The 26,555-nt window shown below is 69.2% G+C and carries 29 protein-coding genes; 10 read left to right on the top strand and 19 right to left on the bottom strand.

All coding sequences use genetic code 11. The features are described 5' to 3' along the window. Position 1 precedes the first annotated feature (1 nt). Positions 2–343 carry an MGMT family protein gene (locus A5767_RS22095; RefSeq protein WP_006550258.1) on the top strand — a complete coding sequence of 114 codons (342 nt, stop codon included), beginning with the start codon at positions 2–4 and terminating at the stop codon, positions 341–343. Here A5767_RS22095 and A5767_RS22090 read toward each other — a convergent pair. The 3 genes from A5767_RS22090 to A5767_RS22080 are packed head-to-tail and all read right to left on the bottom strand — an operon-like array spanning position 302 to position 2,656. Further along, positions 302–1,666 (bottom strand): DUF6297 family protein, encoded by a 1,365-nt coding sequence (locus A5767_RS22090; RefSeq protein WP_064853139.1) that lies wholly within the window; start codon positions 1,664–1,666, stop codon positions 302–304. The two genes, A5767_RS22095 and A5767_RS22090, sit on opposite strands and share 42 nt — an antisense overlap. After that, entirely contained in the window at positions 1,657–2,310 is a 654-nt protein-coding gene (locus A5767_RS22085) for an ABC transporter ATP-binding protein (RefSeq protein ID WP_039584788.1), read from the bottom strand. The genes A5767_RS22090 and A5767_RS22085 overlap by 10 nt, the downstream gene beginning before the upstream one ends. After that, positions 2,243–2,656, bottom strand: coding sequence for a DUF6412 domain-containing protein (locus A5767_RS22080; RefSeq protein WP_033097107.1), 414 nt, complete (start codon positions 2,654–2,656; stop codon positions 2,243–2,245). The genes A5767_RS22085 and A5767_RS22080 overlap by 68 nt, the downstream gene beginning before the upstream one ends. Positions 2,657–2,775: 119 nt before the next feature. On the opposite strand from A5767_RS22080, the gene A5767_RS22075 reads away from it, so the two are divergent. Then, positions 2,776–4,512: an NTP transferase domain-containing protein gene (locus tag A5767_RS22075; protein WP_064853138.1), complete on the top strand. Its 1,737-nt coding sequence runs from the start codon at positions 2,776–2,778 to the stop codon at positions 4,510–4,512. 1 nt (position 4,513) lies between these two features. On the opposite strand, the gene A5767_RS22070 is transcribed toward A5767_RS22075, so the two are convergent. From A5767_RS22070 to A5767_RS22035, 8 genes are all read right to left on the bottom strand, one after another. Beyond that, complete coding sequence (locus A5767_RS22070) at positions 4,514–5,242, bottom strand: sirohydrochlorin chelatase (RefSeq protein ID WP_024101478.1); 729 nt, start codon at positions 5,240–5,242, stop codon at positions 4,514–4,516. Continuing rightward, positions 5,239–6,378 (bottom strand): uroporphyrinogen-III synthase, encoded by a 1,140-nt coding sequence (locus tag A5767_RS22065; RefSeq protein ID WP_024101479.1) that lies wholly within the window; start codon positions 6,376–6,378, stop codon positions 5,239–5,241. The genes A5767_RS22070 and A5767_RS22065 overlap by 4 nt, the downstream gene beginning before the upstream one ends. Next, on the bottom strand, positions 6,375–6,809 hold the full coding sequence (gene nirD / locus A5767_RS22060) for a nitrite reductase small subunit NirD (protein WP_006550251.1): 435 nt from the start codon (positions 6,807–6,809) through the stop codon (positions 6,375–6,377). The genes A5767_RS22065 and nirD overlap by 4 nt, the downstream gene beginning before the upstream one ends. Before the next feature lie 89 nt (positions 6,810–6,898). Beyond that, positions 6,899–9,415 carry a nitrite reductase large subunit NirB gene (nirB, locus tag A5767_RS22055; protein WP_033097106.1) on the bottom strand — a complete coding sequence of 839 codons (2,517 nt, stop codon included), beginning with the start codon at positions 9,413–9,415 and terminating at the stop codon, positions 6,899–6,901. A 29-nt stretch (positions 9,416–9,444) separates the two neighbouring features. Then, positions 9,445–10,899 (bottom strand): nitrate/nitrite transporter, encoded by a 1,455-nt coding sequence (locus A5767_RS22050; protein ID WP_039584791.1) that lies wholly within the window; start codon positions 10,897–10,899, stop codon positions 9,445–9,447. A gap of 121 nt (positions 10,900–11,020) precedes the next feature. After that, positions 11,021–11,875, bottom strand: a complete 855-nt coding sequence (locus tag A5767_RS22045; protein ID WP_006550248.1) for a TIGR02569 family protein — start codon at positions 11,873–11,875, stop codon at positions 11,021–11,023. A 75-nt stretch (positions 11,876–11,950) separates the two neighbouring features. Beyond that, positions 11,951–13,183, bottom strand: a complete 1,233-nt coding sequence (gene moeZ, locus A5767_RS22040; protein ID WP_064853137.1) for an adenylyltransferase/sulfurtransferase MoeZ — start codon at positions 13,181–13,183, stop codon at positions 11,951–11,953. A 108-nt stretch (positions 13,184–13,291) separates the two neighbouring features. Then, complete coding sequence (locus A5767_RS22035; protein WP_442978771.1) at positions 13,292–14,350, bottom strand: DUF3152 domain-containing protein; 1,059 nt, start codon at positions 14,348–14,350, stop codon at positions 13,292–13,294. Positions 14,351–14,544: 194 nt separating this feature from the next. Here A5767_RS22035 and A5767_RS22030 point away from each other — a divergent pair, with 194 nt between their 5' ends. Next, positions 14,545–15,201 (top strand): TetR/AcrR family transcriptional regulator, encoded by a 657-nt coding sequence (locus A5767_RS22030; RefSeq protein WP_006550245.1) that lies wholly within the window; start codon positions 14,545–14,547, stop codon positions 15,199–15,201. Positions 15,202–15,346: 145 nt separating this feature from the next. Here A5767_RS22030 and A5767_RS22025 read toward each other — a convergent pair whose 3' ends face one another. Continuing rightward, on the bottom strand, positions 15,347–15,577 hold the full coding sequence (locus A5767_RS22025; RefSeq protein WP_006550244.1) for a DUF3107 domain-containing protein: 231 nt from the start codon (positions 15,575–15,577) through the stop codon (positions 15,347–15,349). Between the two features lie 57 nt (positions 15,578–15,634). Continuing rightward, positions 15,635–16,339: a ferritin-like fold-containing protein gene (locus tag A5767_RS22020; protein WP_006550243.1), complete on the bottom strand. Its 705-nt coding sequence runs from the start codon at positions 16,337–16,339 to the stop codon at positions 15,635–15,637. A gap of 206 nt (positions 16,340–16,545) precedes the next feature. On the opposite strand from A5767_RS22020, the gene A5767_RS22015 reads away from it, so the two are divergent. Together A5767_RS22015 and A5767_RS22010 are read left to right on the top strand one after the other, a co-directional pair. Then, positions 16,546–18,210 (top strand): DEAD/DEAH box helicase, encoded by a 1,665-nt coding sequence (locus A5767_RS22015; protein WP_033097103.1) that lies wholly within the window; start codon positions 16,546–16,548, stop codon positions 18,208–18,210. Positions 18,211–18,214: 4 nt separating this feature from the next. Further along, positions 18,215–19,420, top strand: coding sequence for an Rv3212 family protein (locus tag A5767_RS22010; RefSeq protein ID WP_064853135.1), 1,206 nt, complete (start codon positions 18,215–18,217; stop codon positions 19,418–19,420). A gap of 56 nt (positions 19,421–19,476) precedes the next feature. Here the strand turns inward: A5767_RS22010 and A5767_RS22005 are convergent, their stop codons facing one another. After that, entirely contained in the window at positions 19,477–20,277 is an 801-nt protein-coding gene (locus A5767_RS22005; RefSeq protein ID WP_024101487.1) for a ParA family protein, read from the bottom strand. Between the two features lie 74 nt (positions 20,278–20,351). On the opposite strand from A5767_RS22005, the gene A5767_RS22000 reads away from it, so the two are divergent. Then, entirely contained in the window at positions 20,352–20,837 is a 486-nt protein-coding gene (locus A5767_RS22000) for a GNAT family N-acetyltransferase (protein WP_006550239.1), read from the top strand. Positions 20,838–20,843: 6 nt separating this feature from the next. Here A5767_RS22000 and A5767_RS21995 read toward each other — a convergent pair whose 3' ends face one another. Continuing rightward, a complete protein-coding gene (locus A5767_RS21995; RefSeq protein WP_024101488.1) occupies positions 20,844–21,266 on the bottom strand; it encodes a hypothetical protein in 423 nt (140 codons plus the stop codon). A gap of 47 nt (positions 21,267–21,313) precedes the next feature. Between A5767_RS21995 and A5767_RS21990 the strand changes: the two genes are divergently transcribed. Together A5767_RS21990 and A5767_RS21985 are read left to right on the top strand one after the other, a co-directional pair. Next, the gene (locus A5767_RS21990; protein ID WP_064853134.1) at positions 21,314–22,252 is read left to right on the top strand and encodes a diacylglycerol/lipid kinase family protein; all 939 of its coding nucleotides are present in this window, start codon (positions 21,314–21,316) and stop codon (positions 22,250–22,252) included. 271 nt (positions 22,253–22,523) lie between these two features. Then, entirely contained in the window at positions 22,524–22,778 is a 255-nt protein-coding gene (locus A5767_RS21985; RefSeq protein WP_006550236.1) for a WhiB family transcriptional regulator, read from the top strand. Positions 22,779–22,858: 80 nt separating this feature from the next. On the opposite strand, the gene A5767_RS21980 is transcribed toward A5767_RS21985, so the two are convergent. After that, complete coding sequence (locus A5767_RS21980; protein WP_064853133.1) at positions 22,859–24,334, bottom strand: sensor histidine kinase; 1,476 nt, start codon at positions 24,332–24,334, stop codon at positions 22,859–22,861. 34 nt (positions 24,335–24,368) lie between these two features. Next, positions 24,369–24,584, bottom strand: a complete 216-nt coding sequence (locus A5767_RS21975) for a biotin/lipoyl-binding carrier protein (protein WP_006550234.1) — start codon at positions 24,582–24,584, stop codon at positions 24,369–24,371. Between the two features lie 95 nt (positions 24,585–24,679). On the opposite strand from A5767_RS21975, the gene A5767_RS24230 reads away from it, so the two are divergent. After that, positions 24,680–24,754: a 50S ribosomal protein bL37 gene (locus A5767_RS24230; protein WP_022597109.1), complete on the top strand. Its 75-nt coding sequence runs from the start codon at positions 24,680–24,682 to the stop codon at positions 24,752–24,754. 165 nt (positions 24,755–24,919) lie between these two features. Here the strand turns inward: A5767_RS24230 and rsrA are convergent, their stop codons facing one another. Beyond that, positions 24,920–25,201 carry a mycothiol system anti-sigma-R factor gene (gene rsrA / locus A5767_RS21970; protein ID WP_006550233.1) on the bottom strand — a complete coding sequence of 94 codons (282 nt, stop codon included), beginning with the start codon at positions 25,199–25,201 and terminating at the stop codon, positions 24,920–24,922. Then, a complete protein-coding gene (locus A5767_RS21965; protein WP_051121509.1) occupies positions 25,198–25,836 on the bottom strand; it encodes a sigma-70 family RNA polymerase sigma factor in 639 nt (212 codons plus the stop codon). The genes rsrA and A5767_RS21965 overlap by 4 nt, the downstream gene beginning before the upstream one ends. Before the next feature lie 212 nt (positions 25,837–26,048). Here A5767_RS21965 and ybaK point away from each other — a divergent pair, with 212 nt between their 5' ends. Then, the gene (gene ybaK / locus A5767_RS21960; RefSeq protein ID WP_064853132.1) at positions 26,049–26,546 is read left to right on the top strand and encodes a Cys-tRNA(Pro) deacylase; all 498 of its coding nucleotides are present in this window, start codon (positions 26,049–26,051) and stop codon (positions 26,544–26,546) included. Positions 26,547–26,555 lie beyond the last annotated feature (9 nt).

Genomic DNA, 26,555 nt, shown 5'->3' with positions numbered 1-26,555 from the left:
GGTGGTCACCACGGACGAGCAGATCGAGCGGGTCCGCGAACTCGTGGCCTCCGTGCCCGCAGGCCGGGTCGCGACCTACGGCGACATCGCCGGTGCCGCGGGCCTGTCGAGTGCACGCACCGTCGGATGGATCATGCGGACCGATTCCGCCGACCTGCCGTGGCACCGCGTGGTCCCGGCGTCCGGGCGACCGGCCTCGCACCTCGCGCGCCGGCAACTCGCGCGTCTCGAACTCGAGGGCGTCCCGATCTCCGGCGACCGGATCGATCTCACCCGTGCTCGACACCGGTTCCCGCCGGGCTCAGGCGAGCACGGCGGCGAGCCACGCGCAGACGACGAGTAGGTCCGGTCCCCGCGCCCACTGCCGGAGCAGATCGACCGGAATCTGCCCGACGGCCGTCTCGAGGATCAGACCGTCGTACCCGATCGGAGGTCGCGTGCGCATCCGATAGGCGGCCGCGCACCCACCGACGATGACGATCACGACGCTCGCCACCGACGCACTCCCGGCGAATCCCGTCACGGCACCGGCGACGACCGCGGCCGACCCCGGGACGGCCGAGAGTGCGCGACGCAGGTACGTGTCGCTCGTACCGAGCAGGACGGCGAAATCGGGATCGCGGCTCACGTCGCGCAGACCCGCACCGAAGATCGTCGCCACGGTGAAGACGGCGACGAGCTGCACCACGACAGCGGCGGGCGGCGATACGACCGACATCAGCACCACGACGCCGAGCAGCGCCACGCACGCGACGAGCACGGGTGTGGGCCTACGGACATGGCGGAGCAGATCGGAACGGACGAGTGCCGCGATCCGGCGGCGCGGCAGGGCCCGCGAGCGGCGGGATCCGATGCGCAACCAGGCCTTCCGTTCGACCACGCCTGTCAGCAGCGAAGGATCGAGTGCCGTGAACGACGCCGACACACCGACCGCGGTGTCCGATCCCACCCTCCACTCCGGTGCAGCGATCCTGTCGCATCGACGCAACGCCGAGACCGCCGGTGCCGCAACGGCGATCCACGCCCCCACCACGAACAACGGTCCCGGCGGTGGCACCGCGACGCCGACGGCGGCGACCGTCACCACGCCCGGAACGGCGACGAGGCACGGCCCGACCACGACCCGCACGACCGCGGGCACGAGTACCCGGCACTGCACGAGCATCGGAAGGGCGACGGCACCGACACCGAGAGCGGCAGCGAGACATGTGAACGCGACGCGCCCCTCCGGGGTGGTCACGAACGTCGCGAACCGTCCCGCGAGAGCACCCGCGATTGCACCGCAGATCAGGAGCGCCGCGACTCTCGGGCGGAGTGCCGCACCGCGATCCACCGGTGTGGACAGCAGCCAGAACTCCGTCTCGGTACCGCACGTCACCGGACCTGCGGCCCGGGTGGACGCCGTCCCCGCAGCGACCGCGATCGCGACGACGGCCCATCCCCACGCCGAGGTGCACCCCGAATCGCGCACGATCGGGTCCCCGCACGCGAAGGTCGTCGCCGGAAGGGAGAACAACCACCACGCCAGTCCCCCGCCGACATACAAGCCGAGGACGACCAGCACAGCGAGGGCCGGACGATCCACCAGCGGCGCGCGCCGGCGCTCGAAGGCGTGACGGAGCGCGCGGAGGTCGCGCGCGCCGGGGACGGTTCCGGTCAGCTCCATCGGTCCGCCTCCACCACCTGGTCGGCGACCGCGTCCACCAGGGCGACATCGTGCGAGACCATCAGCACGGTGCCGCCCGCGCGCTTCTCGGCTTCCAGTGTGGACGCCAGCCACCGGCGACCGGCGTCGTCGAGATGCTGTTCGGGTTCGTCGAGGACGAGCAACCGCCGGGGCCGTACCAGCGCGGAGGCCAGCGCGAGCCGGCGGCGTTGCCCGCTCGAGAAGGCCAGCGGCAGTCGATCGGCCGACGCGGCGAGACCGACCTCCTCGAGGACCTGTGTCGCCGCGTCGAACGGGTCGGTCACGCCGTGACCGGTGGCGACGAGTTGCAGGTGTTCGTGCGCGGTGAGATGCGCGAATGTCGCCACGTCGCCGAGGACTGCGGCGACCTGCCGTCGCAGCGTCGGCGAGCTCTCGTCGACGGGGACGCCGTGGATCTCGACAACGCCCTCGTCGAGTCGGTCGACGCCGACGACGCATCCGAGCAGGGTGGACTTGCCGGTGCCGTTCGCGCCGATCACGGCGCAACATCGGCCGGGGGCGACGTCGACGTTCACCCCGGTGAAGACGGTCAGGTCACCGAACGAGCGGTGGGCGTTGCGGACGGACACGGCGGGTGTGCCGTGCGGATAGGGATCGAACATGGAAAATCTCCCGGTGTTCCTCGTCGGACGGAGTGTCGAGGGCGAGGACGGAACCGGGTGAGCGCGGACGTGGCCGTCCGGCGGTGTCGGGGTGGGAGTGGCGGCGGAACCCGCCGCGCAGACGTCGTTCCTCGGAGGTCGGGCCCCGGATGCTGCGACCGAAGGCGAACAGCGGATCCTCCGCGGCGGCGACGAACGCGAGTGCTGCGACGACCACCACCAGCAGGCCGAGGAGCAATCCGGCGGTGTCGCCGGTGGAGACCGCGGTGACCGGAACGACCGCGGAGACGAGCCAGGACATGAGGACGACGAACACCGCCGCGCCGTTCCGCCAGCCGAAGAACATACCCGCCAGTCTATCCGCGACACGGCAGTGCGATCGGTGCCGGACACGGCAGTGCGATCGGTGCCGGACACGGCGAGTACAGACGATCACGAGCGCGGCGGATGAGGCAGCATGAAGACATGAGCACGCTCACCCACGTCGAAGCCGTGATCGTCGCGGGAGGCCGCGCGACCCGCATGGGAGGCGTCGACAAGCCCGCTCTGACCGTCGGCGGCCGCAGGATGCTCGACACCGCCCTGGGCGCGGTCGAGGGGTGCGCGCGGGTGACGGTGGTGGGTCCGCACCGCGACGATCTCGACCTCCACGTGCTGCAGATCCAGGAGACACCGCCCGGCGCGGGTCCGGTCGCGGCGCTGGCAGCGGCGGATCCGGTCGCCGATCTCGTGGTCACTCTCGCCGCCGACCTTCCGTTCGTCACACCGACGACGGTTGCGGCCCTGCTGGAGGCCCTGAACGAGGATGCGACGGCCGAGGCCGCCTTCGCGGTGGACGACACCGGCCGGGTGCAGTTCCTGCTCGCCGCGTGGCGGACACCGGCGCTGGCCGCGCGTCTGGAATCTCTCGGTGGAGACGTCGCGAACCGGCCCATGAAGGCGTTGTTGCCCGAGCGGTACGTCACCGTCTCGGTGTCCGAGGCGACCGACTGCGACACCCCTGCCGATCTGGAGGCGGCGCGCGCCGGATCCGCGACCGCCCGTGTGGCCGCCGATCCGGACCGGGCGCGGAGAATCCTACGGGAAGCGTTGTCGCCGTTGCCTTCCCGCACCGTTCCGGTCGAGGAGGCGCGGGGCGCCACATTGGCGGCTCCGCTCGTCGCGGTGGAGGCGTTGCCTCGCGTCCGCACCTCGGCGATGGACGGTTACGCGGTGGCGGGCGACGGACCGTGGTTGTTGCGCAACGAGATCCGCTACGCGGGCGACGGAGGCTCGCTCACGCTCGGCGACGGGGAAGCGGCCCGGATTGCGACGGGCGCCCACCTGCCGGCCGGCGCGACCGCCGTCGTGCGCGACGAGTTCGTCCGCGTGGAAGGCGGTCTCGTCAGTCGCCTGCCCGATGCGCCCGTGCGCGACGATGCGCGGCGCCGCGGGGAGGACTGGGAGTCGGGGACGGTCCTCGCCGAGGCCGGCACCGCCGTGAGCCCGGCGGTCGCCTCCGCGGCCGCCAGCGGTGAGGTCACCGAACTCCGGGTGCGAGGTCCTCTACGGGTGCACATAGTGCTCACCGGCGACGAGATCCGACGCACCGGCCCTCTGCGCGAGGGGCAGACGCGCGACTCGCTGGGTCCGGTACTCCCGGACTTCGTCCGCTGGTGCGGCGCCACGGTGGTCGGTGAAGGGCATCTCCGCGACACCGCCGACGGATTCGATGCGTTGTTCACGGGCACCGATGCCGATGCGATCGTCATCGTGGGCGCGACGGGCGGTGGCGCCGCCGATCAGTTGCGCGGTGCGCTGGCGCGGGCCGGCGCGCAGGTGGTCGTCGAACGGGTGCGGTGCAAGCCCGGTGGATCACAGGTCGCGGCGACGCTGCCGGACGGCCGTGCCGTGCTGGGACTGCCCGGGAATCCGGTGGCGGCGGTGTCGACGCTGCTGGTGCTGCTGCCTGCGATCGTCGACGGCCGCACCCTCCGCACCCCGGCGACTCCTGTGACCGCTCCGCTGGCGAACGCCTCGGAGGTCGTCGGCGACATCACGCGGTTGCTCCCCGCCCGCCAGGACGTGCAGGGACGATGGTTGTGCGACAACACGATTCGCACCGCGCATCTCGCCGGCCTCATCGGGCGCAGCGCGATCGCCGTGGTGCCACCGGGAGCGGTGGACGGCGACCGCGTCGAATTGCTGCCGCTCCCCCGCTGATTCAGGCGCGGTGGCGAGCCGCTCCCACAGGAGCGAGGCGCAACGCATCGACTGCGGAGCGGTAGCGCCGGGCCACGAGGTCGACGACGGGTTCGGCGACACCGATCGGCGCAGCGACGCCGTCGGCGCCGACCTCCGCCAGGCGGTGGTGGAACAGACCGTCGGCGAGAAGATACGACGCGACGAACACCCGGTGTGCGCCGCCGGCGCGGACCTCGTCCACGACGGTCGCGACCCGCGGTTCTCCGGTGGCGATCCATCCGACGCGCACCGGGGTCTGCACGAGCGACGAGACCATGCGGGCCGTCACGTGGACGTCGTGGCGGGCGCGAGGGTCGGACGAGCCGGCGGCCGCGAGAACGACGTCGTCGCCCTCGACCCAGCCGGCCTGCCGCAACCGCTCGACGAGGACACGGGCGAGAGCAGGATCGGGACCGAGCGCGGGGGTGATCGTCACCGCGTCGTTCCCGCCGGCCGCGACCTCGCGCGGAACGTCGGTGTGCACGTGATAGCCGGAGGCGAGGAAGGCGGGGACGAGCACGGTCGGACGGCCGGTGTCGCGCAGGACCTCCGAGGGCGACGGTCCGAGGACATCGACGAAGGCGACACGGGTGGGACCGACGCGGGAGGAGACGGCATCGGCGAGCGCCGCGATCATGTCGACACCGCGCGGATTGCGGGTGCCGTGCGCGACGAGCAGGAGCGCCGGGTCGGCGTGTGTACCGGTCATGGATGCATTCCTTCCGGGTCGACGGCGAGGCGGTAGCCGCGCTTGACGACGGTCTGCACGATCGCCGGTGCGCCGAGAGCCGAGCGCACCCGGGCGACCGCGGTTTCGACGGCGTGAGTGTCGCCGCCACCGCCGGGCAGGGCCGCGAGGAGTTCCTCGCGGGAGACGACGAGACCGGCGCGCGCGACGAGTGTGCGCATCAGGGCCATCCCGGTAGGGGGAAGGCACCGCACGGTGCCGTCGACGATCACGCAGCGCCCTCGCGGGCTGAGGACGTGACCGCCGGCCTCGATGCGCACAGCCCGCCGGGGCAGTTCCTCGGCGATGTGCCGGGCCAGCGAGCCCAGCCGGGATCGGGTGGGCATGCTGACGGGTACGTCGAGTTCGGTGAGCGGTGCCGCGGTGACGGGACCGACGCACACCGCGGTGACGCCGGTCCGCAGCGACCGGAGCATCGGCTCGAGCCAGCCGGTCTCCTTGGCCCGCATGAGCATCGACGCGACGGCCGGTGCACTGGTGAAGCTCACGGCGTCGAGTCCGCGTTCGACGATCTGCTCGATCATCCGGTCGAGCGCGGTGAGATCCTCGGGGGCCGTCCATCGGTAGACCGGGACGGGCACGACGTCGGCGCCCGCAGCGCGCAGCGCATCGCACACGTCGGTCCCAGGCTCCCATTCGGTGCGCTCGCCGTGCAACTGCACCGCGATGCGGCGGCCGGCGACCCCCTCCTTCAGCAGAAGTTCGAGCACCTCGGCGGTCGATTCCGAGGAAGGAGACCACTCCTCGCGGAGTTCGGCGGCCCGGATCGCGCCCGTGACCTTCGGGCCACGGGCGAGGATCCGGCTCGAGCCGAGTGCCTGCGCGAGGTCGTCGGCGAGTCCCCAGCCCTCCGCTGCACCCATCCACCCGCGGAATCCGATCGCCGTGGTGGCGATCGTGATGTCCGGGGGCTGCGCGACGATGCAGCGGGTGACGCGCTCGAGCTCGTCGTCGTCGGACAGCGGGATGATGCGGATGGCGGGGGCGTGCACGACCTCGGCCCCACGCCTGGTGAGGAGCGTGGCGAACTCCTCGGCACGCCGAGCTGCCGTCACGCCGATGGTGAATCCCCGCAACGGCGCGTTGTCGTCGCTCACGAACCCTCTCCGGTCGGCCCCTCGTGCCGCTGGTCACGGGGGACGAGGCTGTGGATCTGGACGACTCCCGCCCATACGCGCACCTCGTAGACGGGCAGACGCACCGACGGATCGTCGAGGTACCGGCCGTCGTCGAGGGAGAAGACCTGCTTGAGCAGCGGCGACGCCACGGTGGGCTCTCCGCCCCGGTCGCCCACGATACCGCGGGACATCACCGCGGCGCGGCCGAACGGATCGAAGTTGCTTACTGCGCGCAGCGTTCCGTCGTCGAGCAGGAACAGGGCCACCTGCTCGCCGCCGCGCAGCAGCACGGCCACGCCGCGGCCCGGAATGAGATGGCTGAGTGGACAGGCCGAGGTCCATTCCAGTCGCCCGTCGAACACGCTGTCGCGCGTCGATCCCCCTACGGTGTGCGTCTCGATGACGGTCATCGCTGTCCTCCTTGAAACTGCTGTCCTGAAGTGTGGGTGCCGGGTGTTTCGAGCGCGTTACCCGCTCGTTCCCTCGGGGTAAGCGGTCGTCACGCCCCGGTTCCGGGTCCGATGCCCGGCATACCCACGAGGACGGGGACCTTGCGGGGGCCGCTGTCGTCGAAGCGGACCGTGGGGTCGGGCTGCTCGGGCGCGTTGACGAACGAGACGAACCGCGCCAGCTTCTCCGGATCCTCGAGGACACCGGCCCACTCGTCCTTGTAGCCCTCGACATGCTTGGCCATCGCGGCCTCGAGATCGTCGGCGATGCCGAGGACATCGTCGCACACGACCTCCTCGAGGTGCGCGAGACCGCCCTCGAGTGCGTCGAGCCACGGCGCGGTGCGCTGAAGCCGGTCGGCAGTGCGGATGTAGAACATCAGGAACCGGTCGATGTAGCGGACGAGGGTCTCGTCGTCGAGACCACCGGCGAGGAGCTGTGCGTGCTTGGGCGACTGGCCGCCGTTGCCGCACACGTACAGGTTCCAGCCGTTCTCCGTCGCGATGACACCGACGTCCTTGCCGCGTGCCTCGGCGCATTCACGGGCGCAACCCGACACACCCATCTTGAGCTTGTGGGGCGATCGCAGTCCGCGGTAACGCAATTCGAGGGCGACGGCCATCCCGACCGAGTCCTGCACGCCGTAGCGGCACCAGGTGGAGCCGACACAGCTCTTGACGGTGCGCAGCGACTTGCCGTACGCCTGGCCGGATTCCATGCCGGCGTCGACGAGACGCTTCCAGATCTGCGGGAGCTGTTCGACGCGGGCACCGAACAGGTCGACGCGCTGACCGCCGGTCATCTTCACGTAGAGACCGAAATCGCGTGCCACCTCACCGATCACGATGAGCTGCTCGGGGGTGCACTCGCCACCGGGCATGCGCGGCACGACCGAGTAGGTGCCGTTCTTCTGGATGTTGGCGAGGAAGTGGTCGTTCGTGTCCTGCAGACCTGCCTGCTTCGGGTGCAGGATGTGGTCGGAGTCGGTGGACGCGAGGATCGAGGCGACCACCGGCTTGCAGATGTCGCAGCCGTGTCCGGTTCCGTACTGCGCGATGAGCGCGGAGAAGGTGCGGATGCCGGTGGCCTGGACGATCTCGAACAGTTCGGCGCGCGACTGCTCGAAGTGCTCGCACAGGGCCTTCGACATCTGCACACCCGACTGGGCGAGCAGTTGCTTGATGCTCGGGAGGCAGCCGCCGCAGGTGGTGCCCGCACTCGTGCACGACTTGATCTGCGCGATGTCGCAGGCGCCCTCGGAGATCGCGCCGCAGATCGCGCCCTTGGTGACACCGTTGCACGAGCACACCTCGGCGTCGTCGGGCAGCGCGCCGGCGCCCGGCTTCTCCCCCACCGGGGAGATCAGCGTGGCCGGATCACCCGGCAGTTCGCGGCCCACCAGCGGTCGCAGCGTGCCGTAGGCGGAGGCGTCGCCGACGAGGATGCCACCGAGCAGGGTCTTCGCGTCGTCGGAGACGACGAGCTTGGCGTAGGTGCCCTTCGCGGAGTCGGACAGCACGACCTCGAGGGCGCCGGGCGTCGTCGCGTGGGCGTCGCCGAAGCTCGCGACATCCACGCCGAGCAGTTTGAGCTTCGTCGACAGGTCGGCGCCGGGGAACTCGGCGGTGCCGCCGACGAGCCGGTCGGCGACGACCTCGGCGGTGCTGTAGCCGGGGGCTACGAGTCCGTAGCAGGTGCCCTCGACGGCCGCGCATTCACCGATCGCGTAGACGGCCTCGTCCGAGGTGCTCCGACAGGTGCGGTCCGTGAGCACACCGCCGCGGCCGCCGAGTTCGAGTCCGGCCTCGCGGGCGAGTTCGTCCTGGGGACGGATGCCGGCGGAGAAGATCACGAGCCCGGCCGCGAGGACGGAGCCGTCGGACAGGGTCACCTGGAGCGCCTCAGGTCCGGCCTCGATCTTCTCGGTGCCCACACCGGTGTGGGTGACGAGGCCGAGGTCGGTGACGAGACGGTCGAGGACACGGCCGCCGCCCTCGTCGACCTGGGCGGGCATGAGCCGGTTGTTGTACTCGACGACGTGCGGGGTCACGCCCAGCAGGCGCAGCGCGTTGGCGGCCTCGAGTCCGAGCAGGCCACCACCGATGACGATGCCGGCGAGGCCGGCGGCCTTGGCGCGTTCGGCGGCGGCGCGGATGCCGTCGAGATCGTCGAGCGTGCGGTAGACGAAGCAGCCGGGCAGGTCGTGGCCGGGCACGGGGGGCACGAAGGGGTACGAGCCGGTCGCGAGGACGAGGCTGTCGTAGGGCAGAACGTCGCCGCCGGCGGTGGTGACGGTGCGGGCCGCGCGGTCGATTCCCACGGCGCGGGTGCCGACACGCAGGTCGACGAGGTCGTCTGCTGCGTAGTCGTTTCCGGCGAGGGCGAGTTCCTTGCGGTCCCAGGCTCCGACGTAGGACGACAGTCCCACGCGGTCGTAGGCGGCGTCGGCCTCCTCGCCGAGCACGGTCACCGACCAGCTGTTCTGCTCGTCGCGGACGCGAAGGGCTTCGACGAAGCGGTGGGCGACCATTCCGTGTCCGACGACGACGACGTTCTTGCGGCTCATGATGTTCTCTTTCTTCGTGCCGGGATCGGTCAGACTGCGACGCGGGCCGGGGCGGGAGCCTCGGTGGAGGGCTCGCTCGTGGGGGTGGTGTTCGGGCGGCGGAGGAAGACGAACCAGGTCACCGCGATGCACACGAGGTAGAAGATCGCGAAGACCCAGAAGGCCATCGTCGCGGACTGCGCCTCGCCGCCGTAGGAGGCGCGGAAGACGAGGTTGATGCCCACGCCGCCGAGTCCGCCGATGGCACCGGCGAAGCCGATGAGGGCACCGGACATGCTCCGCGACCAGGCGGCCTTCTCGTCGCGATCCAGTTCGTCGAGATCCTGCGCACGGGCCTCGAAGATGGACGGGATCATCTTGTAGACCGAGCCGTTGCCGAGCCCGGAGAGCAGGAACAGGGCGATGAAGCCGAGCACCATGGCGGTCAGCACACCGCCGGTCGCGGCGCCGGTGGTGCGGTCGTCGAGGGTGCCGGCGACGATGAGCACCGCGGCGGCCAGGGCCATCGCGACGAAGGTGTAGAGGGTGATCTTCCCGCCGCCGATGCGGTCGGCGAGCTTTCCGCCGAGCGGGCGCGAGATGGATCCGAGGAGCGGGCCGATGAAGGCGATCTGCGCGGCGTGCAGTGCGGCCTGGGCGGGGGTGTCGCCGCCGGCGAGGAAGTTGATCTGCAGGACCTGACCGAAGGCGAAGCTGAAGCCGATGAACGAACCGAAGGTGCCGATGTAGAGGAAGGAGATGATCCACGAGTCGCGGAACTTCAGCGCGGCGCCCATGGCCCGCAGGTCGGCCTTCTGATCACGGAGGTTGTCCATGAACAGGGCGGCGCCGAGCGCGGCGACGGCGCACAGGACCAGGTAGACCGCGCACACGATCCAGGGCTCGGTGTTGCCGACGGTGGCGATGACGAGCAGGCCGATCAGCTGGACCGCCGGGACACCGATGTTCCCGCCGCCGGCGTTGAGTCCGAGGGCCCAGCCCTTCAGTCGCTGGGGGTAGAAGGCGTTGATGTTGGTCATCGACGAGGCGAAGTTGCCGCCGCCGACACCGGCCAGTGCCGCGACCAGCATGAACGTCGTGTAGGAGTGACCCGGGTTCAGCATCAGGTACAGCGCCCCGATGGTGGGGATCAGCAGTACGAGGGCACTGAAGATGGTCCAGTTGCGGCCACCGAAGCGGGCGGTGGCGACGGTGTAGGGGATGCGGAGGATCGCGCCGACGAGCGTGGGGACGGCGACCAGGAAGAACTTACCGGCGGCGTCGATGCCGTACACCTCGGTGGGCATGAACAGCACCATCACCGACCAGATCGACCAGACGGAGAAGCCGACGTGCTCGGCGATCACCGACCAGATCAGGTTGCGCTTGGCGACCTGCTTGCCGCCGGCCTCCCACGCCTCCACATCCTCGGCGTCCCACCGCTCGATGTTGTGCTTGCGCGCGAATTTGTCTCTGAGACTTTCTTTTTCGATGAAGGTCGTCATCGCCGTTCCTCCTCGGGTCCGTGTTGATCCCAAGGTAGGAAACGGGTGTTGCTACGGTGCTGCCCGCGGTGACCGTCGCGTCAAGAGTTGCTCACCCCGGCCCCGGCCGCCCTGTGAGGTGTTACAGGAGGAACCGCACGAGGTCGGCGGTGTGCGCCAGGCCCGGGAAGGCGTCCTCGGTCGAGCGCGGGTGCAGCGCGTGCACGGCCAAACGGAAGATGACCGCGCGCAGCAGCATCTGCGGCCATTCCGGCAGGTCCTCCCAGCGACCGATGAGCCCTTCGTCGGCACCGCCCCACGACAGTGCGTCGACGACGGCGACGGCGGCCGCCCACGAGGCCGGACGCCAGTAGGGGGTGATGTCGGTCAGCCCGGGTGCCGCGCGCCCGGCGAACAGGACGGTGCCGAACAGGTCGCCGTGGACGAGCTGGTCGGGCAGGTGCACGGGCTTGCGGAAGGTCGCGAGCTGGTTGATCAGGTCGAGACTCTTACGGCCGTCGGGGGTCACCGTCTCGGGCGCACCCGCCGCGCGGGCGCTGCGCAGGGGCACGGTTTCCCAGGCCGCGCGGTCGGCCGCGACGAAGACGTCGACGTCCTCCCAGGGTGCGACCGGAGGCTGCATGAGGAAACGGGGACGTTCGAGCTGCGCGGTGGCGGTGTGCAGCCGCAGCGACAGCGAGACCACTTCGTCGTGCCTGGGCTCGGACGTACCGACGATGTAGGTGTCGGCGCGCCATCCGGAGACCACGTAGCGACCGTCGGTGGACCGCACCGGACGGGCCAGCCGCACACCGTCGACGGTCAGGGTCTCCCGCACTTTGGCGGACCAGGCCGCGCGAGCATGATCGGCGACTCGGGACAGCACCACGTCTCCACACCGGAAACCGCCGTCCCAGTCGGGCCCGAGCGGGACCGGTTCGACGTCGCGGAGACCGAATGTGGAGCACACGTGCTGAGGCGGTTCGAGTGAGCTCACGCAGCTCAACCTACCGCCGCACACCGCTCGGATCGGGAAGGCACTCCGCTGTTTCAGGTCACAACGAGGTCACCGTCAGTACACCGGTAGCGAGGGATCCACCTGCTGCGCCCACGCGATCACCCCGCCGTGCAGATGTGTCGCGTCCGAGAATCCGGCGCGCGCAAGCACTTCGAGCGCCTCGGCCGATCGGATTCCCGTCTTGCAGTACAGCACGATCGGCGTGTTCTGCGGCAGGTCGGCGAGGACCTCACCGGAGAGGATGCGGTCCTTCGGCACGAGCCGGGCACCGTCGATACGGACGATCTCCCATTCGACGGGTTCGCGCACGTCGATCAGCGCGAGGTCGCGGCCCTCGTCGAGCATGCGGCGCAGTTCGGTGGGGGTGACGGCCGATCGCGCCGACGCGGCGGCATCGGGAACGATCCCGCAGAAGGCCTCGTAGTCGACGAGTTCGGTGACCGGCACCCGTCCCGGATCGCGACGCAGGGTCACCGTGCGGAACGACATCGCAAGCGCGTCGTAGATCATGAGGCGGCCGAGCAACGGCTCACCGATCCCCGTGATGAGCTTGATCGCCTCGGTGGCCATGACGGTGCCGATCGTGCCGGGCAGGACGCCGAGTACCCCGCCCTCCGCGCAGGAGGGAACCATCCCCGGTGGCGGTGCCTCGGGGTAGAGGTCGCGGTAGTTCAGGCCGCGCCCATCCGGGGCGTCCTCCCAGAACACCGACACCTGGCCTTCGAAACGGAAGATCGATCCCCACACGTAGGGCTTGCCCGCGAGGACCGCGGCGTCGTTGACGAGATAGCGGGTCGCGAAGTTGTCGGTGCCGTCGAGGATGAGGTCGTACTGCTCGAACAGCTGCACGGCATTGCTCGACTCCAGGCGCGTCTCGTGCAGGCGCACAGTCACACCGTCGTTGATCGCCAGGATGCTGTCGCGGGCACTGTCCGCCTTGGGCCGTCCGACGTCGGAGCGGCCGTGGATCACCTGGCGCTGCAGGTTGGACGTCTCCACGTCGTCGAACTCGACGATGCCGATCGTGCCGACCCCCGCCGCCGCGAGATACAGCAGGGCGGGCGAACCCAGGCCGCCGGCGCCGATACACAGCACCCGCGCGTTCTTCAGGCGACGCTGGCCGGTGACCCCGACATTCGGGATGATCAGGTGACGGCTGTACCGCGCGACCTCCTCGCGACCGAGCTCCGGGCCGGGTTCCACCAACGGCGGAAGGGATCGGCGCGTCGACGGTGTCGTTGCGGTCACGGGTTCTCCTGTCGCGATGCGTCCTGCGTCACCGTCCATGGTGCCATTCCCTGCTGCGACCCCCATTCCGCCCGTCGACCCCCACCTCGCCCGTCGACCCCCACCTCGCCCGTCGACTCCGCCCGGCCCGTCGACCCCGACCGGCGCCTACGCCCGCGGGTACGGCCACGGGTTGAACCGGCACCGCGCCCCGTCGGCGGGGACCGTGCCGCCCGGGTCCAAGCGCGCGATGTCGTCGTTGGCGGTGCCGAAGGTCTGCTGCATCATGATCGGCGCGAGGCCGCCGTCGGTGGTGCAGGCATCGTGTTGCGCCAGGCCGATGGCGTGGCCGACCTCGTGATTGACGAGATACTGGCGGTACGACCCGATGTCGCCCTGGAAGGCGACGGCCCCGCGCACCCACCGCGCTTCGTTGAGGAACACCCGCTCCATCGAGGGGTTGAAGCACGATCCCTCGAGCGGGATGTCGTAGCCGCATCCTTCGCGAATGGTCATCTGCGAAGTGAGGGAGATCCGGAAGTCCGGCTCGCCGGTGTCGATCCGGCGGAAGGCGACCGCCTCGTCGCCGATCCAGCTGCGCGGGTCGGCGAGGGTCCGGTCGACCATCGACGCGAAGGCCGCGTCGCCGCCGTAGCCGGTGGTGTCGATGCCCTCCTCGAGTTCCACCGTGTAGGTGAACACACGGGTCTGCCCCGCGCCGACCTGACCCGTGGTGCCGGGCACGACCCGCCACTCCCGCGCACCGACCTCCGTGAACGGGCCGCCCTCCGGCAGCGCACCGGACTCGAGCGACTCGGGGAAGGTTCCCTCGGGTTGCGGGGCCTCGACGATGATCTCGGTGACCTCGCTCGCGTCGGTCTGGTCGGCGGGCTCCTCCGCTCCGGCGCCACGCGCGGCGTCCCACAGCACGATCAGGGTCACGACGGCGAGGATCGGAACGGCGTAGGCGCGCCAGCCGTAGGTGGCGACGAACCTGCCCACGCGGGTCTGCTTGCGGACGTCCCGTTCGGGTCGCGGTCGGCGCGGCGGCCGGTCCGGCCGTCCCACCGGGTCCCACACGGCACGCAGGGGCTGGTGCGACCGGCGACCCGCCTCGGGTCGTTCCGTTCCTCGCGACCGGGACGAACCGGGCAGCGTCGGGGAAGGATCTGTCGGCGAGGAGCCCTGCGGGTCCCTGCTCTCGCGCACTCCTCCACGCTCGATCACGGATGTCAGGATGTCATATCGAGACCATTTCGATATCCGAAGCGCCGAACCTGCGCCCCCATTCGTGCACCGGGAACGGATACTGGGCGGTAGGCCGATCCGTTCGACACGCGACTTCACCTGTAACGTGCAGAGACGAGGAGCGCCGAGGTGGTACAGGCCACGTTCGGAAGTAGTGCAGATTGGGAGTAAGCATGACCGACGTCACCGAACGAGCATCCGGCCGGGGTTCCAACGGCAAACGGGGCGCCCGGATGCCGCGTGACGAGCGTCGTGCCCAGTTGCTCGAGGCTGCCAGCGAGGTATTCGTCACACGCGGTTACCACTCGGCCGGCATGGACGAGATCGCCGAGTGTGCCGGAGTGAGCAAGCCCGTCCTGTACCAGCACTTCCCCGGCAAGCTCGAACTGTATTGCGCCGTGCTCCAGAACTACGTGGACACCCTCATCAACGGCGTACGCCAGGCCCTGCGGTCCACCACCGACAACCGTCAGCGCGTGCGCGCCGCAGTGCAGGCCTTCTTCGATTTCGTCGACAACGACAGCCAGGGATTCCGGCTCGTCTTCGAATCCGATCTGATGGGCGAACCGCAGGTGTCGCGGCGAGTGGAGCAGGCCACCGAGGCGTGCGTCGACGCCGTCTTCGACCTCGTCAGCCACGACTCCGGTCTCGATCCGTACCGGGCCCGCATCCTCGCGGTCGGCCTGGTGGGAACGAGCCAGTTCACCGCACGCTACTGGCTCGACGCCGCACGTCCGATCCCCAAGGAGGACGCCGTGGACACCACGGTCGCGCTGGCCTGGGGCGGTCTGAAGCACGTGCCGCTGCAGCCGGAACTCCGTCGTCGCTGACGACACAGAGGCGCACCGTCGTCGCTGACGACATATGAGCACCGTCGTCGCTGACGACATATGAGCACCGTCGTCGCTGACGACACATACCGAGAACGACGAACGGGCCGGGCGACATGCCCCGGCCCGTTCTCGTCGGTCGCTCTCAGTTGGCGGCGAAGCCGACCTTGCCCAGCGTGGCAGGACCGATGTCCACGTAGCTGATCTTGGCGGCCTGCACGAGAACCTTGCGGCCCTTCTCGTCGACAAGGGCGAGCACCCCGTCGTCGGCGCCGTTCAACGCGGCCCGGACGAGCTTCTCCACCTCGTCGGGCGTCTGGTCGCTGACGACGACAACTTCGCGCGGGCTGTCCGCGACGCCGATCTTGACCTCCACGGTGGACCTCCGATTCTCATGCATTGAAACCGAGCTGGTACTGCTATCAGCCCCAGGCTAATGCAGTCCGAGCACCGACATCCGCTCGGCGTGCTCGACCTGCATGCGATCGAACAGCGCGGCGATGTTAGCCAGGTCACCGGACGCGAGAATCACCAGCTCGGCGAGTTCCTCGTTCTGCGCGAGGACGTACTGCGCCTGGGTGATGGCCTCGCCGAGCAGCCGGCGTCCCCACAGCATCAGGCGGTCCTTCTGCAGCGGGCTGCGCTCGACGACCTCGCGGACCTCATGCACCACGAACTCCGAGTGGCCGGTCTCGGCGAGGACCTCCCGGACCACCGTGGACACCTCGGGAGCAAGCATGTCGGCGATCTCACAGTAGAAATCTGCGGCGATCCTGTCACCGACGTATGCCTTCACGAGAACCTCGAGCCACGTCGACGGAGTGGTCGAGGCGTGGTAGGCGTCGAGGGCTTTGCGGTAGGGCTCCATCGCCGCGTAGATCTCCACACCACGATCGGTGAGCGCGGTGTGGAGCGTCTCGAAATGGCTCATCTCCGCAGCTGCCATGCTTGCGAGGGCGACCCGCCCGCGCAGGGACGGGGAGAACCGTGCGTCCTCGGCGAGCCGGTAGAACGCCGAGATCTCGCCGTACGCGAGCAACGCGAAGAGCTCTGCGACACCGGGGTGATCGGCGGGGACTGCGGGTCCGCCCGGCGTCGTGCCGGACTCGGAGGTGGACTGCGGCGTATCGGCTCCCATGACGACGAAGCGTAGTACTACCTCGTGGAATGCGCCGGAACCGGTACAATGGATCGGGAAGCCCGCGCTTCGAGCCGCCGACCGTGGCCCGCGAGCTTCCCAGATAATGTGCGCGCACCCGAACTGCGGATCGCTGCCGCGCTTCGCCGAGCCTGGTGGAAACCGCTCGCGCTGAGGTGCAGGCCGGTCGCCTTTCCCCCTCGTGCGTGCGTGCCGAGACCAGGAAGGCCGGACCCCTGAGCAAGATCACCATCGACCACGAAGACGACGCGAGCGAAACGACCGTCTCCGCACAACTCGACTCCACCCACGTACCCCCCACCTTCGGCGAACTCGGTGTCCGCGACGAGATCGTCCGCGCCCTCGCCGAGGTCGGCATCGAACGCACCTTCGCGATCCAGGAACTCACCCTGCCGCTGGCCCTCGCCGGCGACGACCTCATCGGGCAGGCCCGTACGGGTATGGGCAAGACCTTCGGCTTCGGCGTTCCGCTCCTGCATCGCATCGCCACCGAGGGCTCCGGCACGACCACCCTCGACGGCACTCCCCGTGCACTCGTGATCGTCCCGACCCGCGAGCTGTGCATCCAGGTCACCAACGACCTCGTGAACGCTTCCAAGTACCTGCCCGGCAGCCGCAAGTCGGGCCTCGAGGTCCTGTCGATCTACGGTGGGCGCCCCTACGAGCAGCAGATCGACGAACTGAAGAAGGGTGTCGACGTCGTCGTCGGTACTCCCGGCCGTCTGCTCGATCTCGCCAACCAGGGCCATCTGATCCTGGGCAAGATCGGCGTGCTCGTCATGGACGAAGCCGACGAGATGCTCGACCTCGGCTTCCTGCCCGACATCGAGCGCATCCTCACGATGGTCCCCGACCGTCGTCAGACGATGCTGTTCTCGGCCACCATGCCCGGCCCGATCATCACCCTCGCCCGCACGTTCCTGAACCGCCCGACGCACATCCGGGCCGAGGAGGCCGAATCGTCGGCCGTGCACGAGCGCACCCAGCAGTTCATCTACCGGGCGCATGCACTCGACAAGGCCGAACTCGTCGCCCGCGTACTGCAGGCCGAGGGTCGCGGCGCCACCATGGTCTTCACCCGCACCAAGCGCACGGCGCAGAAGGTGGCCGACGACCTCGTCGAGCGCGGTTTCGCGTGCGGCGCGGTGCACGGCGACCTCGGTCAGATCGCGCGTGAGAAGGCACTCGACAAGTTCCGCAGCGGCAAGATCGACGTGCTCGTCGCCACGGACGTCGCCGCCCGCGGCATCGACATCGACGACGTCACCCACGTCATCAACTATCAGTGCCCCGAGGACGAGAAGACCTACGTCCACCGCATCGGCCGTACCGGTCGCGCCGGACGCACCGGTATCGCGATCACCCTCGTCGACTGGGACGACGTGCCGCGCTGGCAGCTCATCGACAAGGCTCTCGATCTCGGTATCCCGGATCCGATCGAAACCTACTCGAGCTCCCCGCACCTGTTCGAGGAGCTGAACATCCCGTCCGACGCCACCGGACGCGTCCGCAAGGCCGCTCCCGCCGCCTCGGAGAACGGTGAGAAGCGCGAGCGCGTCGAGCGCGAGGGCGGATCCCGCCCGAAGCGCAACCGGGTCCGCCGTCGTACCGTCCGCGGAAAGTCTGCCGACGGCTCCGCAACGGATGTGGCCGCAACCGGTTCGGACGACTCGGTGAATGCCGAGAACGAGCCTGCCGCAGCGGAGACGGGTGAGGACACCGGGGCGGCCGCTCCGGCACGTCGTCGCCGTCGTCGCCGTCGCACCCGCTCGGGCGAGGGCCCGGCCGGTCGCGCAGAGCAGCAGGACACGTCGAACGTGGAAGCGGTCTCGACGTCGTCTGCCCGATAACCACGTGCTCGCGCCCGAGCGCCGCACCCGCACCGACCTTCTCGTCGCAGCCGCACTCGTCGTCACCGCTCTGGTGGCGGCGAGTGTCGTCTGGCTGAACTCGGATGCGCGGGGCACCACGTCGACCACCTGGGACGGCCCTGTCCCCACTCTCGCTGCCGCGCAATCTCTTCCGCGCACGCTCGCCGAACTCTGGCGTGCTCCGAGTACGGCGACGACCGCACCGGTGGTGTCCGGCGGCACGGTCGCCACGGCAGACGGTGGTGCGGTCGTCGGCCGCGACCCGCAATCCGGCGAGGAACGCTGGCGGTACGACCGCGACCGGGCGTTGTGCGCGGTCACCGAGGCCTGGGGCGACGTGGTCTCGGTCTATCGCGGCCCGCGGGGATGCGGTCAGGTCACCGCGCTCGACTCGGGCAGTGGCTCTCGGGGCGCGCAACGGTCGAGCGACGCCGACGATCCGATCCGGGTCGTCGGCGCCGGTTCGCACCTGATCGCCTTCGGCGAGTCACGTCTCGAGATGTGGCGCTCCGATCTGGTGCGCACGGTCGAGTACGGGCGCGTCGACGCACCGGTGAACCCGAACGCGCAGCCACGATCGGGTTGCGAACTGCGCTCGGCGGATTCGGGCGCCGAAGTGCTGGCCGTGCTCGAGCAGTGCGCGAACGAGCCGACCAATCGGCTCACCCTTCTCGATCCCACCCCCGACGACAGCACCAAGCCCGAGGAGTTCGCGTCGTCGGTGCTGCCGGAAGCGGGCGGGGACTCCCGCATCGTCGCGGTGGTCGGCGACCGCACGGCGGTCTACCTGGCCCCGGACGACAACGACGGGCCGCGCATCGAGGTCTTCGACAGCGAGGGCGTCCTCCTCGACACGCACGCCCTGTCGCGTCCTGCCGGCGAATCGGACGACCCAGCCCTCGAGCGCGGCGGCGTGCTCGTGTGGTGGACGGGCCGCGACACCGTCGCGTTGTCGACCACCGATTTCGCCCCGCAGTGGACCGTCGAGGACACTCTCGGCAGCGGCGACATCATGGCCGGTTCGCTGCTCCTTCCCGTCGAGGACGCCCTCGTGGGAGTCGACTCACGGACCGGTGAACCCGGCCCGCGCATCGACGTCGAGCGCGGGACGGTCTCCACGGTGAACGTCGCCGTCGCCGGGGATGTCGTGGTCGAGCAACGCGGCGATGAGCTCGTGGCACTGCGCTGATGGCGAGCCGTCCCGGTCGGTGCTGAAAGCGAGCCGTCCCGGTCGGTGCTGACGTCTCAGTCCGCGACGGCGGTCTCGAAAGTCTCGAGTTCCGCCTCCCCCGACCAGTAGCGCAGCAGGTTCTCGGAGAGCGCCCGGTACGCCTCGGCGCCCTTGTTCTTGCGTCCCGCCAGCACCGTCGCGCCCGAGGCGGAAGCCTCCGCGAAGCGGACCGTGCGGGGTACGGGCGGGGCCAGCACCGGCAGGTCGTACCGGTCGGAGACATCGGCGAGCACGTCGCGACTGTGCGTGGTCCGCGAGTCGTACAGGGTCGGCAGCGCGCCGAGCAGCTCGAGATCCGGATTGGTGATCTGTTTCACCTCGTTCACCGTGCGCAGGAGCTGCCCGACTCCCCTGTGCGCGAGCGTCTCGCACTGCAGCGGAACGAGCACGGACCGCGCCGCGGTCAGCCCGTTGAGGGTGAGGACGCCCAGAGAGGGCGGGCAGTCGATGACGACGACGTCGTAGTCGTCCTCCACCGACGCCAGCGCCCGCTTCAGGGTGTATTCACGCCCCGGCTTCATGAGCAGCATCGCCTCCGCACCCGCGAGGTCGATGGTCGCCGGCAGCAGCGACATCCCCTCCGCTGTCCCGAGCAGAACGTCCTTCGTCTCGACACCGCCCACGAGCACCTCGTGCACGGATTGTTCGAGCTTGTCGGGGTTGTGCCCGAGAGAGAAGGTCAGGCACCCCTGGGGATCGAGATCGACGACGAGCACCCGCCGGCCCAGCGCCGACAGCGCGGCCCCCAACGACGCGACGGTGGTTGTCTTGGCGACGCCACCCTTCTGATTTGCCACTGCAAGTACCGTTGCCACGACCCCGATCCTCGCGCACTCGGCGGCGCAGCGCGAGGTGAATCCGCCCACGAGACCGCAGGAGGCAGCCCGCCGTGATCCGCAGAGCCACACCCGAGGACGTCCCCGCGATCACCGGGCTGATCTACGACCTCGCCGAATACGAGAAGGCCCGGCACGAGTGCACCGTGGTGCCCGAGCAGATCCACGAGGCTCTTTTCGGGCCGCAGCCCTCGGTGTACGCGCACGTCGCAGAGGAATCCGGAGAGGACGGCACCGAAGGCCGGGTCGTCGGGGTGGCGTTGTGGTTCCGGAACTTCTCCACCTGGGACGGCGTGCACGGGATCTACCTCGAAGATCTGTTCGTCCGTCCCGAACACCGCGGCAAGGGACACGGACGGGCACTGCTCGCGGCGCTCGCCCACGAATGCGTGGAGCGCGGTTACACCCGCCTGAGTTGGTCGGTGCTGGACTGGAACGAGCCGTCCATCGGTTTCTACCGATCCCTCGGTGCCGTCGCGCAGGACGAGTGGACGACCTTCAGGCTCAGCGGCCCCGCCCTGCAAGCGCTCGGCAGCTGAGCCGGATCACTCGTCGACGTCGGGCGCGTACTCGTGCGCGAGCCACCGCGACGTGGGCGGGCTGAACAGCAGCACGAGCGTGGGGACCACGACGAGCGCCAGCACAGTGCCGATGACCGGCTGGTGGGAGTCCGTCAGCAGCGACCACACCACGGGCAGCAACAACAACTGCGCGAGTATCGCCACGGCACGTCCCCAGCGCACACCGCGCACGAGCGCGATCCCGCCGGCCAGGACCCCGCCGAACAGGATGAACAGCCACAGCGCGAAGCCGTAGCCATTGGTGACCGACTGATCGTGTTCGCCCGAGGCGGCGCGGATGATCGAGTACACCGCGAATCCCATCGCGACGACGCCCTCGAGGACGACGAGCCAACCGGCGGCACGCACGGTCGACGGAACGCTGCTGCGAGGTGTTTCGAGAGGCACCCGTCCAGCGTAGTGGACCCGCCGGGCACCACTTAGGCTGATGTTCCGTGCGCGCCCTGCTGATCGTGAACCCGAATGCGACGACGACCACCCCGGCCGGTCGCGACCGCCTCGCTCACGCCCTGAGAGGCCGGCTCGCGCTGACCGTCGCGCACACGACCCACCGCGGGCACGCCGCAGAACTGGCGCGTTCGGCGCACGCCGACGGGATGGACGTCGTCGTCGCGCACGGTGGCGACGGCACCGTCAACGAGATCGTCAACGGCCTCCTCGGCCCCTCCCCCGACCGAGGCGCCGATCCGACCCTGCCGCGACTCGCGGTGGTGCCCGGCGGCTCGGCGAACGTGTTCGCGCGATCCCTGGGACTGTCCGCCGATCCACTCGAGGCCACCGAGCAGGTACTCGAGTCGTTGCAGGAGGGCAGGACCAGCCGGATCGGCCTCGGCCACTGCGACGGGCGGTGGTTCACCTTCAACGCGGGCCTCGGTCTCGACGCCCAGGTGTGCGAGGCCATAGACCTGAGCCGCGCCGAGGGCAAGAAGGTGACGACGGCGCGCTACGTGCGGCACGCGGTGGCCCGGTTCTTCGCGTCGAAGCGGGCCGAACCGGCGCTCACGCTCGAGATGCCCGGATCCGAACCTGTTTCGGGGGTGCACTATGCGTTCGTGTCGAACTCGAGTCCGTGGACCTATCTCGAGTCCCGGCCGGTGCACACGAATCCCGGCACCTCGTTCGACACCGGTTTGGGCGTGTTTGCTATGACGACGACCCGGGTACTTCCGAGCCTGCGGGTGGTGAGACAACTTCTGGCCGCCCGCGGCGAGCCGGCGTCGCCGCATCTGGTGCGTGCGGACGATGTCGCGAGCGTGCGCGCCCGGGCCTCGCGCCCGATCGGACTTCAGGTCGACGGCGACTATCTCGGACTCCGGACCGAGGTCGAGTTCGTGTCCGTGGCGTCGATCCTCGATGTCGTCGCGCCCCGCTGACGATCCCCCCAGCGGGACAGCGACAGAAAGAGAAGCACGAATTCTGTGATTGCCACTACCTTCTCGGCTCGAGGGGAGTAGAAAGAGGGATTGGCGAACTCGTAGCCCACACCAGCGTGAGCTTCCCCACGATCGTGGTCGATTCTATTGACTCCACGCTCGTTCGTGAAAGCATTCACAAGTAACCGCGCGGAAACACTCCGTGCCACAGGCGTGAACACGCATTGACCAATCAGCCGGTGCACACGCACCATCGAAGGAGAGTAGAAGCATGGACTGGCGCCACAAGGCCATCTGCCGCGACGAGGATCCGGAACTGTTCTTCCCCGTGGGAAACAGCGGCCCGGCTCTCGCGCAGATCGCGGATGCCAAGCTCGTGTGCAACCGTTGCCCCGTCACCGCCGAATGCCTCTCCTGGGCGCTCGAATCCGGACAGGATGCCGGCGTCTGGGGCGGTATGAGCGAGGACGAGCGCCGCGCCCTCAAGCGTCGCAACGCCCGCACCCGCGCTCGTACGGCGGTCTGAGCAACTCCGATAGACGTTCGAAGGCCCGGCTCCCCTACGGGGGAGGCCGGGCCTTCTTACGTGCACGGTCGTAAGGACGATCAGGCGACCGGCACCTTGCCCAGCGGTAGTTGCAGGCGTGCATCGGTCCCGCCGACCTCGTTGGACGTCAACTCCAACGATCCGCCGAGCTCGGCAGCCACGAGGGTCCGGACGATCTGCAGACCGAGCCGGTTCGACGCCTCGAGGCTGAACCCCTCGGGAAGACCCTTCCCCTCGTCGCGGACCACGACGTCGAGCATGCGGGCCGAACGCTGGGCATTGACGGTGACCGTGCCGTTCACGCCCGGATCGAAGGCGTGCTCGACGGCGTTCTGGACGAGTTCGGTCAGCACCATGACCAGAGGCGTGGCGCGATCCGCGGGGAACACGCCGAGATTCCCCTCCCGCACCACCCGGATCTGGCTGCCGACCGTCGACACGTCGACGACGATGGGGATCAGCTGGTCGAACACACCGTCGAGATCGACCTCCTCGTCCACTGACATCGACAGCGCCTCATGGACCAGGGCGATGGATGTCACGCGACGGACCGCCTCCCCCAGGGCCTGCTGGGCTTCCGCGTTCCCGGTTCGGCGCGCCTGCAGTCGCAGCAGCGCGGCGACCGTCTGCAGGTTGTTCTTGACACGGTGGTGGATCTCGCGGATGGTCGCGTCCTTGCTCAGCAGTGCCCGGTCGCGTCGCTTGACCTCGGTGACGTCGCGGACGATCACCGCGGCGCCCCGGATCTTCCCTCCCGGGTTCAGGACCAACGCACGGATCAGAACGGTGGCCCCGAGGGCCTCGATCTCCATGCGCTGCCCCAGACGGCCCTCCACGGCCCCGCGGAGGTAGTCGGTGACGTCGCGACTCTCGAAGGGGTCGGTGACCAGTGCGCGGGTCGTCTCGACGAGATCCTGACCGATCAGGTCGGAGTTCAGACCCATCCGGTGATAGGCCGACAGCGCGTTGGGGCTCGCGTAGACGACCTTGCCCTTCCGGTCGAGCCGGATGAATCCGTCGCCCGCACGCGGACTCGACTTGGTGTCCGAGCGCGCCTCGGGCGTCGGGAAAGTGCCCTCGCTGATCATCCGGTAGAGGTCGTCGGCGCATTCGAGATAGGCCGTCTCGAGCGCGCTGGCCGACCGCCGCGACACGCGGGCGGCGTCGCGGCTGAGCACCGCGACGACCCGACCGTCCCAGCGCACCGGCACGGCCTGACGGATGTTGATCCCGGCGCCCGGGGACGACTTGACGTCGACGATCTCTCCGGTTTCGAAAGCCTTACGGACGTAAGGATGTTCGTTGTCGGAGACGAGCGTGCCGACGGCGTCCTCGGGGATCACCGTCGAGGCGGTGGTGGGTCGGCACTGTGCGACGCACACGATTCCGGACGGCGCCGCGTCGACCCACAGGAGGACGTCGGCGAACGACAGGTCGGCGAGCAACTGCCACTCGCCCACGACACGTTGGAGGTGATCGACGGCCACGCCCGGAAGATCCGTGTACCTCGCGAGCAACGAACTGAGTGTGGACACGGGAACCGCTTTCGTACTCAGGAGATATCCGCCGTCAGGAGATCACGGCGATGAGGTCGCCCTGCTGGATGACATCCCCGACCGAGACTCCGACGGAGGTCACGGTGCCCGCCGACTCGGCGAGCACGGGAATCTCCATCTTCATCGACTCGAGGATCACCAGCGTGTCGCCCTCGGCCACCACGTCACCCTCTCGCACGACGACCTCGAACACGGTCGATACCATCTCCGCGCGTACGTCTTCCGCCATCGAACACCTCGTTTCACGCTCCGGCGGCGGACCTGCCGACAGGACCACTCGACCGCACGTGAAACACTGTAATGAACGAGAAAGGAGATCCCACCATGGGTAAGCGAGGTCGCAAGAAGCGCAGCCGCAAGGGTAACGCCGCCAACCACGGCAAGCGTCCCAACGCCTGAGACGCGGACAGGGGCCGGAAAGCAGCAGCTTTCCGGCCCCTGTCACGTTCGGGGGTCTCGCCCAGGACTCGGTACGAGTGAACTCGCCTACGACTCGGTACGAGTGAACTCGCCTACGACTCGGTACGAGTGAACTCGCCTACGACTCGGTACGAGTGAACTCGCCTACGACTCGGCGCTGTCCGTCTCGGTGATCACCACGGTGCGGCGGATCTGCAGCATGAGCCGCTCCCGCAGGCCCTCGGGTGCGTGTTCCCCGCCGCACTTGCGGCTGAGCAGCGATTTGATCTTCTCCTCGATCCCGTAGGCCTCGAGGCAGGTGCCGCACTCGTCGAGGTGCCGCTGCAGCTTCTCGCGGGAACCGGCGTCGCATTCGGAGTCGAGAAGCAGGTAGACGTCCGCGATGACCGCCGAGCAGTCGAGTCGATCGAAGTCGGGTTCGCTCACTGCGGTGCTCCCTTTCCGCTCTCGGGCTGATCCGATGTTCCGGTGGTGGCGTCCACGGCCTTCTCCCGCATGAAACCGCGATCGCGCGCCACGTCGGCCAACAGGCCCCGCAGCTGCTTGCGACCCCGGTGCAGTCTCGACATCACGGTGCCGATCGGCGTCCCCATGATCTCGGCGATCTCCTTGTAGGGGAACCCTTCGACGTCGGCGTAGTAGACGGCCATGCGGAACTCCTCGGGAAGCTCCTGCAACGCCGCCTTGATGTCGTCGTCGGGAAGCGCGTCGAGTGCCTCGACCTCCGCGGACCGCAGACCGGTCGACGAATGCTCGGCCGTGGCGGCGAGCTGCCAGTCGGTGATCTCGTCGGTCGGGTACTGCGCGGGTTGCCGCTGACGCTTCCGGTACGAGTTGATGTAGGTGTTGGTGAGGATCCGGTACAGCCAGGCCTTGAGGTTGGTGCCCTCGCGGAACGACCGGAAGGCGGAGAACGCCTTGATGTAGGTCTCCTGTACGAGGTCCTCGGCGTCGGAGGGATTGCGGGCCATCCGCAGCGCAGCGCCGTAGAGCTGATCGAGCAGGGGAAGCGCGTCCCGCTCGAACCGCTCGGTCAGTTCTTCCACAGACTCCTCGATCACACCGATCCCTTCATCGACGCCTGTCGAGAAGGCTACCGGTCCGACGGCGTCCGGATCGGGGGGACGTCCGATGGCGTCCGGTCGAGGCGGGCACAGCACTGCCACGAATTCTCCGATCGTCGGGTCTCGGGTGGCCGGTGGATCCACCCGTCGGTGTGCAACGCCGTGCCCACCGCGCTTGTTCCCCACCTCCGGTTCTCTAGAGTGATCGGATGGCCTCGACATCCACTCCCGCGACGGTGTTGTTGAAGCGCGAGAAGGTCGCGCACCGGGTCCACGAATACGCACATGACCCGAGGTCGTCGTCCTTCGGCGCCGAAGCCGTCGAGGAACTCGGCACACACCTCGGGGTTTCCGCCGAACAGATCTTCAAGACGCTGGTGGTGTCGCTGTCCGACGGCACGCTCGCCGTCGCGGTGATCCCGGTCCCGGCGACGCTGTCGCTCAAGGCCGCAGCCGGGGCGCTGGGCGGCGGCAAGGCCGTGATGGCCGATCACACCGCCGCCGAACGCGCGACCGGGTACGTCGTCGGCGGCATCTCCCCGCTCGGGCAGCGCAAGCGTCTGCGCACCGTGATCGACGTCTCCGCCGAGCAGTGGGACTGGGTGCTGTGCAGCGCGGGTCGGCGAGGGCTCGAGATCGAACTGGATCCGCACGATCTGATCCGGCTGACCGGCGCCGTCGTGGCACCGATCACGGCCGGTCCGTAGGGCCCGTCC

This window comes from Rhodococcus sp. 852002-51564_SCH6189132-a, assembly GCF_001665495.1.
Classification (GTDB): domain Bacteria; phylum Actinomycetota; class Actinomycetes; order Mycobacteriales; family Mycobacteriaceae; genus Rhodococcus; species Rhodococcus pyridinivorans.
This window is presented reverse-complemented; position numbering and strand designations above follow the sequence as displayed.

What these genes read in the sequence shown, in the direction of transcription:
- A5767_RS21975 (WP_006550234.1), bottom strand. Translation starts at nt 24,584, where the DNA reads ATGGCGGAAGACGTACGCGCGGAGATGGTATCGACCGTGTTCGAGGTC.
- A5767_RS22075 (WP_064853138.1), top strand. Translation starts at nt 2,776, where the DNA reads ATGAGCACGCTCACCCACGTCGAAGCCGTGATCGTCGCGGGAGGCCGC.
- nirB (WP_033097106.1), bottom strand. Translation starts at nt 9,415, where the DNA reads ATGAGCCGCAAGAACGTCGTCGTCGTCGGACACGGAATGGTCGCCCAC.
- A5767_RS22090 (WP_064853139.1), bottom strand. Translation starts at nt 1,666, where the DNA reads ATGGAGCTGACCGGAACCGTCCCCGGCGCGCGCGACCTCCGCGCGCTC.
- A5767_RS22070 (WP_024101478.1), bottom strand. Translation starts at nt 5,242, where the DNA reads ATGACCGGTACACACGCCGACCCGGCGCTCCTGCTCGTCGCGCACGGC.
- A5767_RS21985 (WP_006550236.1), top strand. Translation starts at nt 22,524, where the DNA reads ATGGACTGGCGCCACAAGGCCATCTGCCGCGACGAGGATCCGGAACTG.
- A5767_RS22020 (WP_006550243.1), bottom strand. Translation starts at nt 16,339, where the DNA reads ATGGGAGCCGATACGCCGCAGTCCACCTCCGAGTCCGGCACGACGCCG.
- A5767_RS22080 (WP_033097107.1), bottom strand. Translation starts at nt 2,656, where the DNA reads ATGTTCTTCGGCTGGCGGAACGGCGCGGCGGTGTTCGTCGTCCTCATG.
- A5767_RS22030 (WP_006550245.1), top strand. Translation starts at nt 14,545, where the DNA reads ATGACCGACGTCACCGAACGAGCATCCGGCCGGGGTTCCAACGGCAAA.
- A5767_RS22050 (WP_039584791.1), bottom strand. Translation starts at nt 10,899, where the DNA reads ATGACGACCTTCATCGAAAAAGAAAGTCTCAGAGACAAATTCGCGCGC.
- ybaK (WP_064853132.1), top strand. Translation starts at nt 26,049, where the DNA reads ATGGCCTCGACATCCACTCCCGCGACGGTGTTGTTGAAGCGCGAGAAG.
- moeZ (WP_064853137.1), bottom strand. Translation starts at nt 13,183, where the DNA reads ATGGACGGTGACGCAGGACGCATCGCGACAGGAGAACCCGTGACCGCA.
- nirD (WP_006550251.1), bottom strand. Translation starts at nt 6,809, where the DNA reads ATGACCGTCATCGAGACGCACACCGTAGGGGGATCGACGCGCGACAGC.
- A5767_RS22085 (WP_039584788.1), bottom strand. Translation starts at nt 2,310, where the DNA reads ATGTTCGATCCCTATCCGCACGGCACACCCGCCGTGTCCGTCCGCAAC.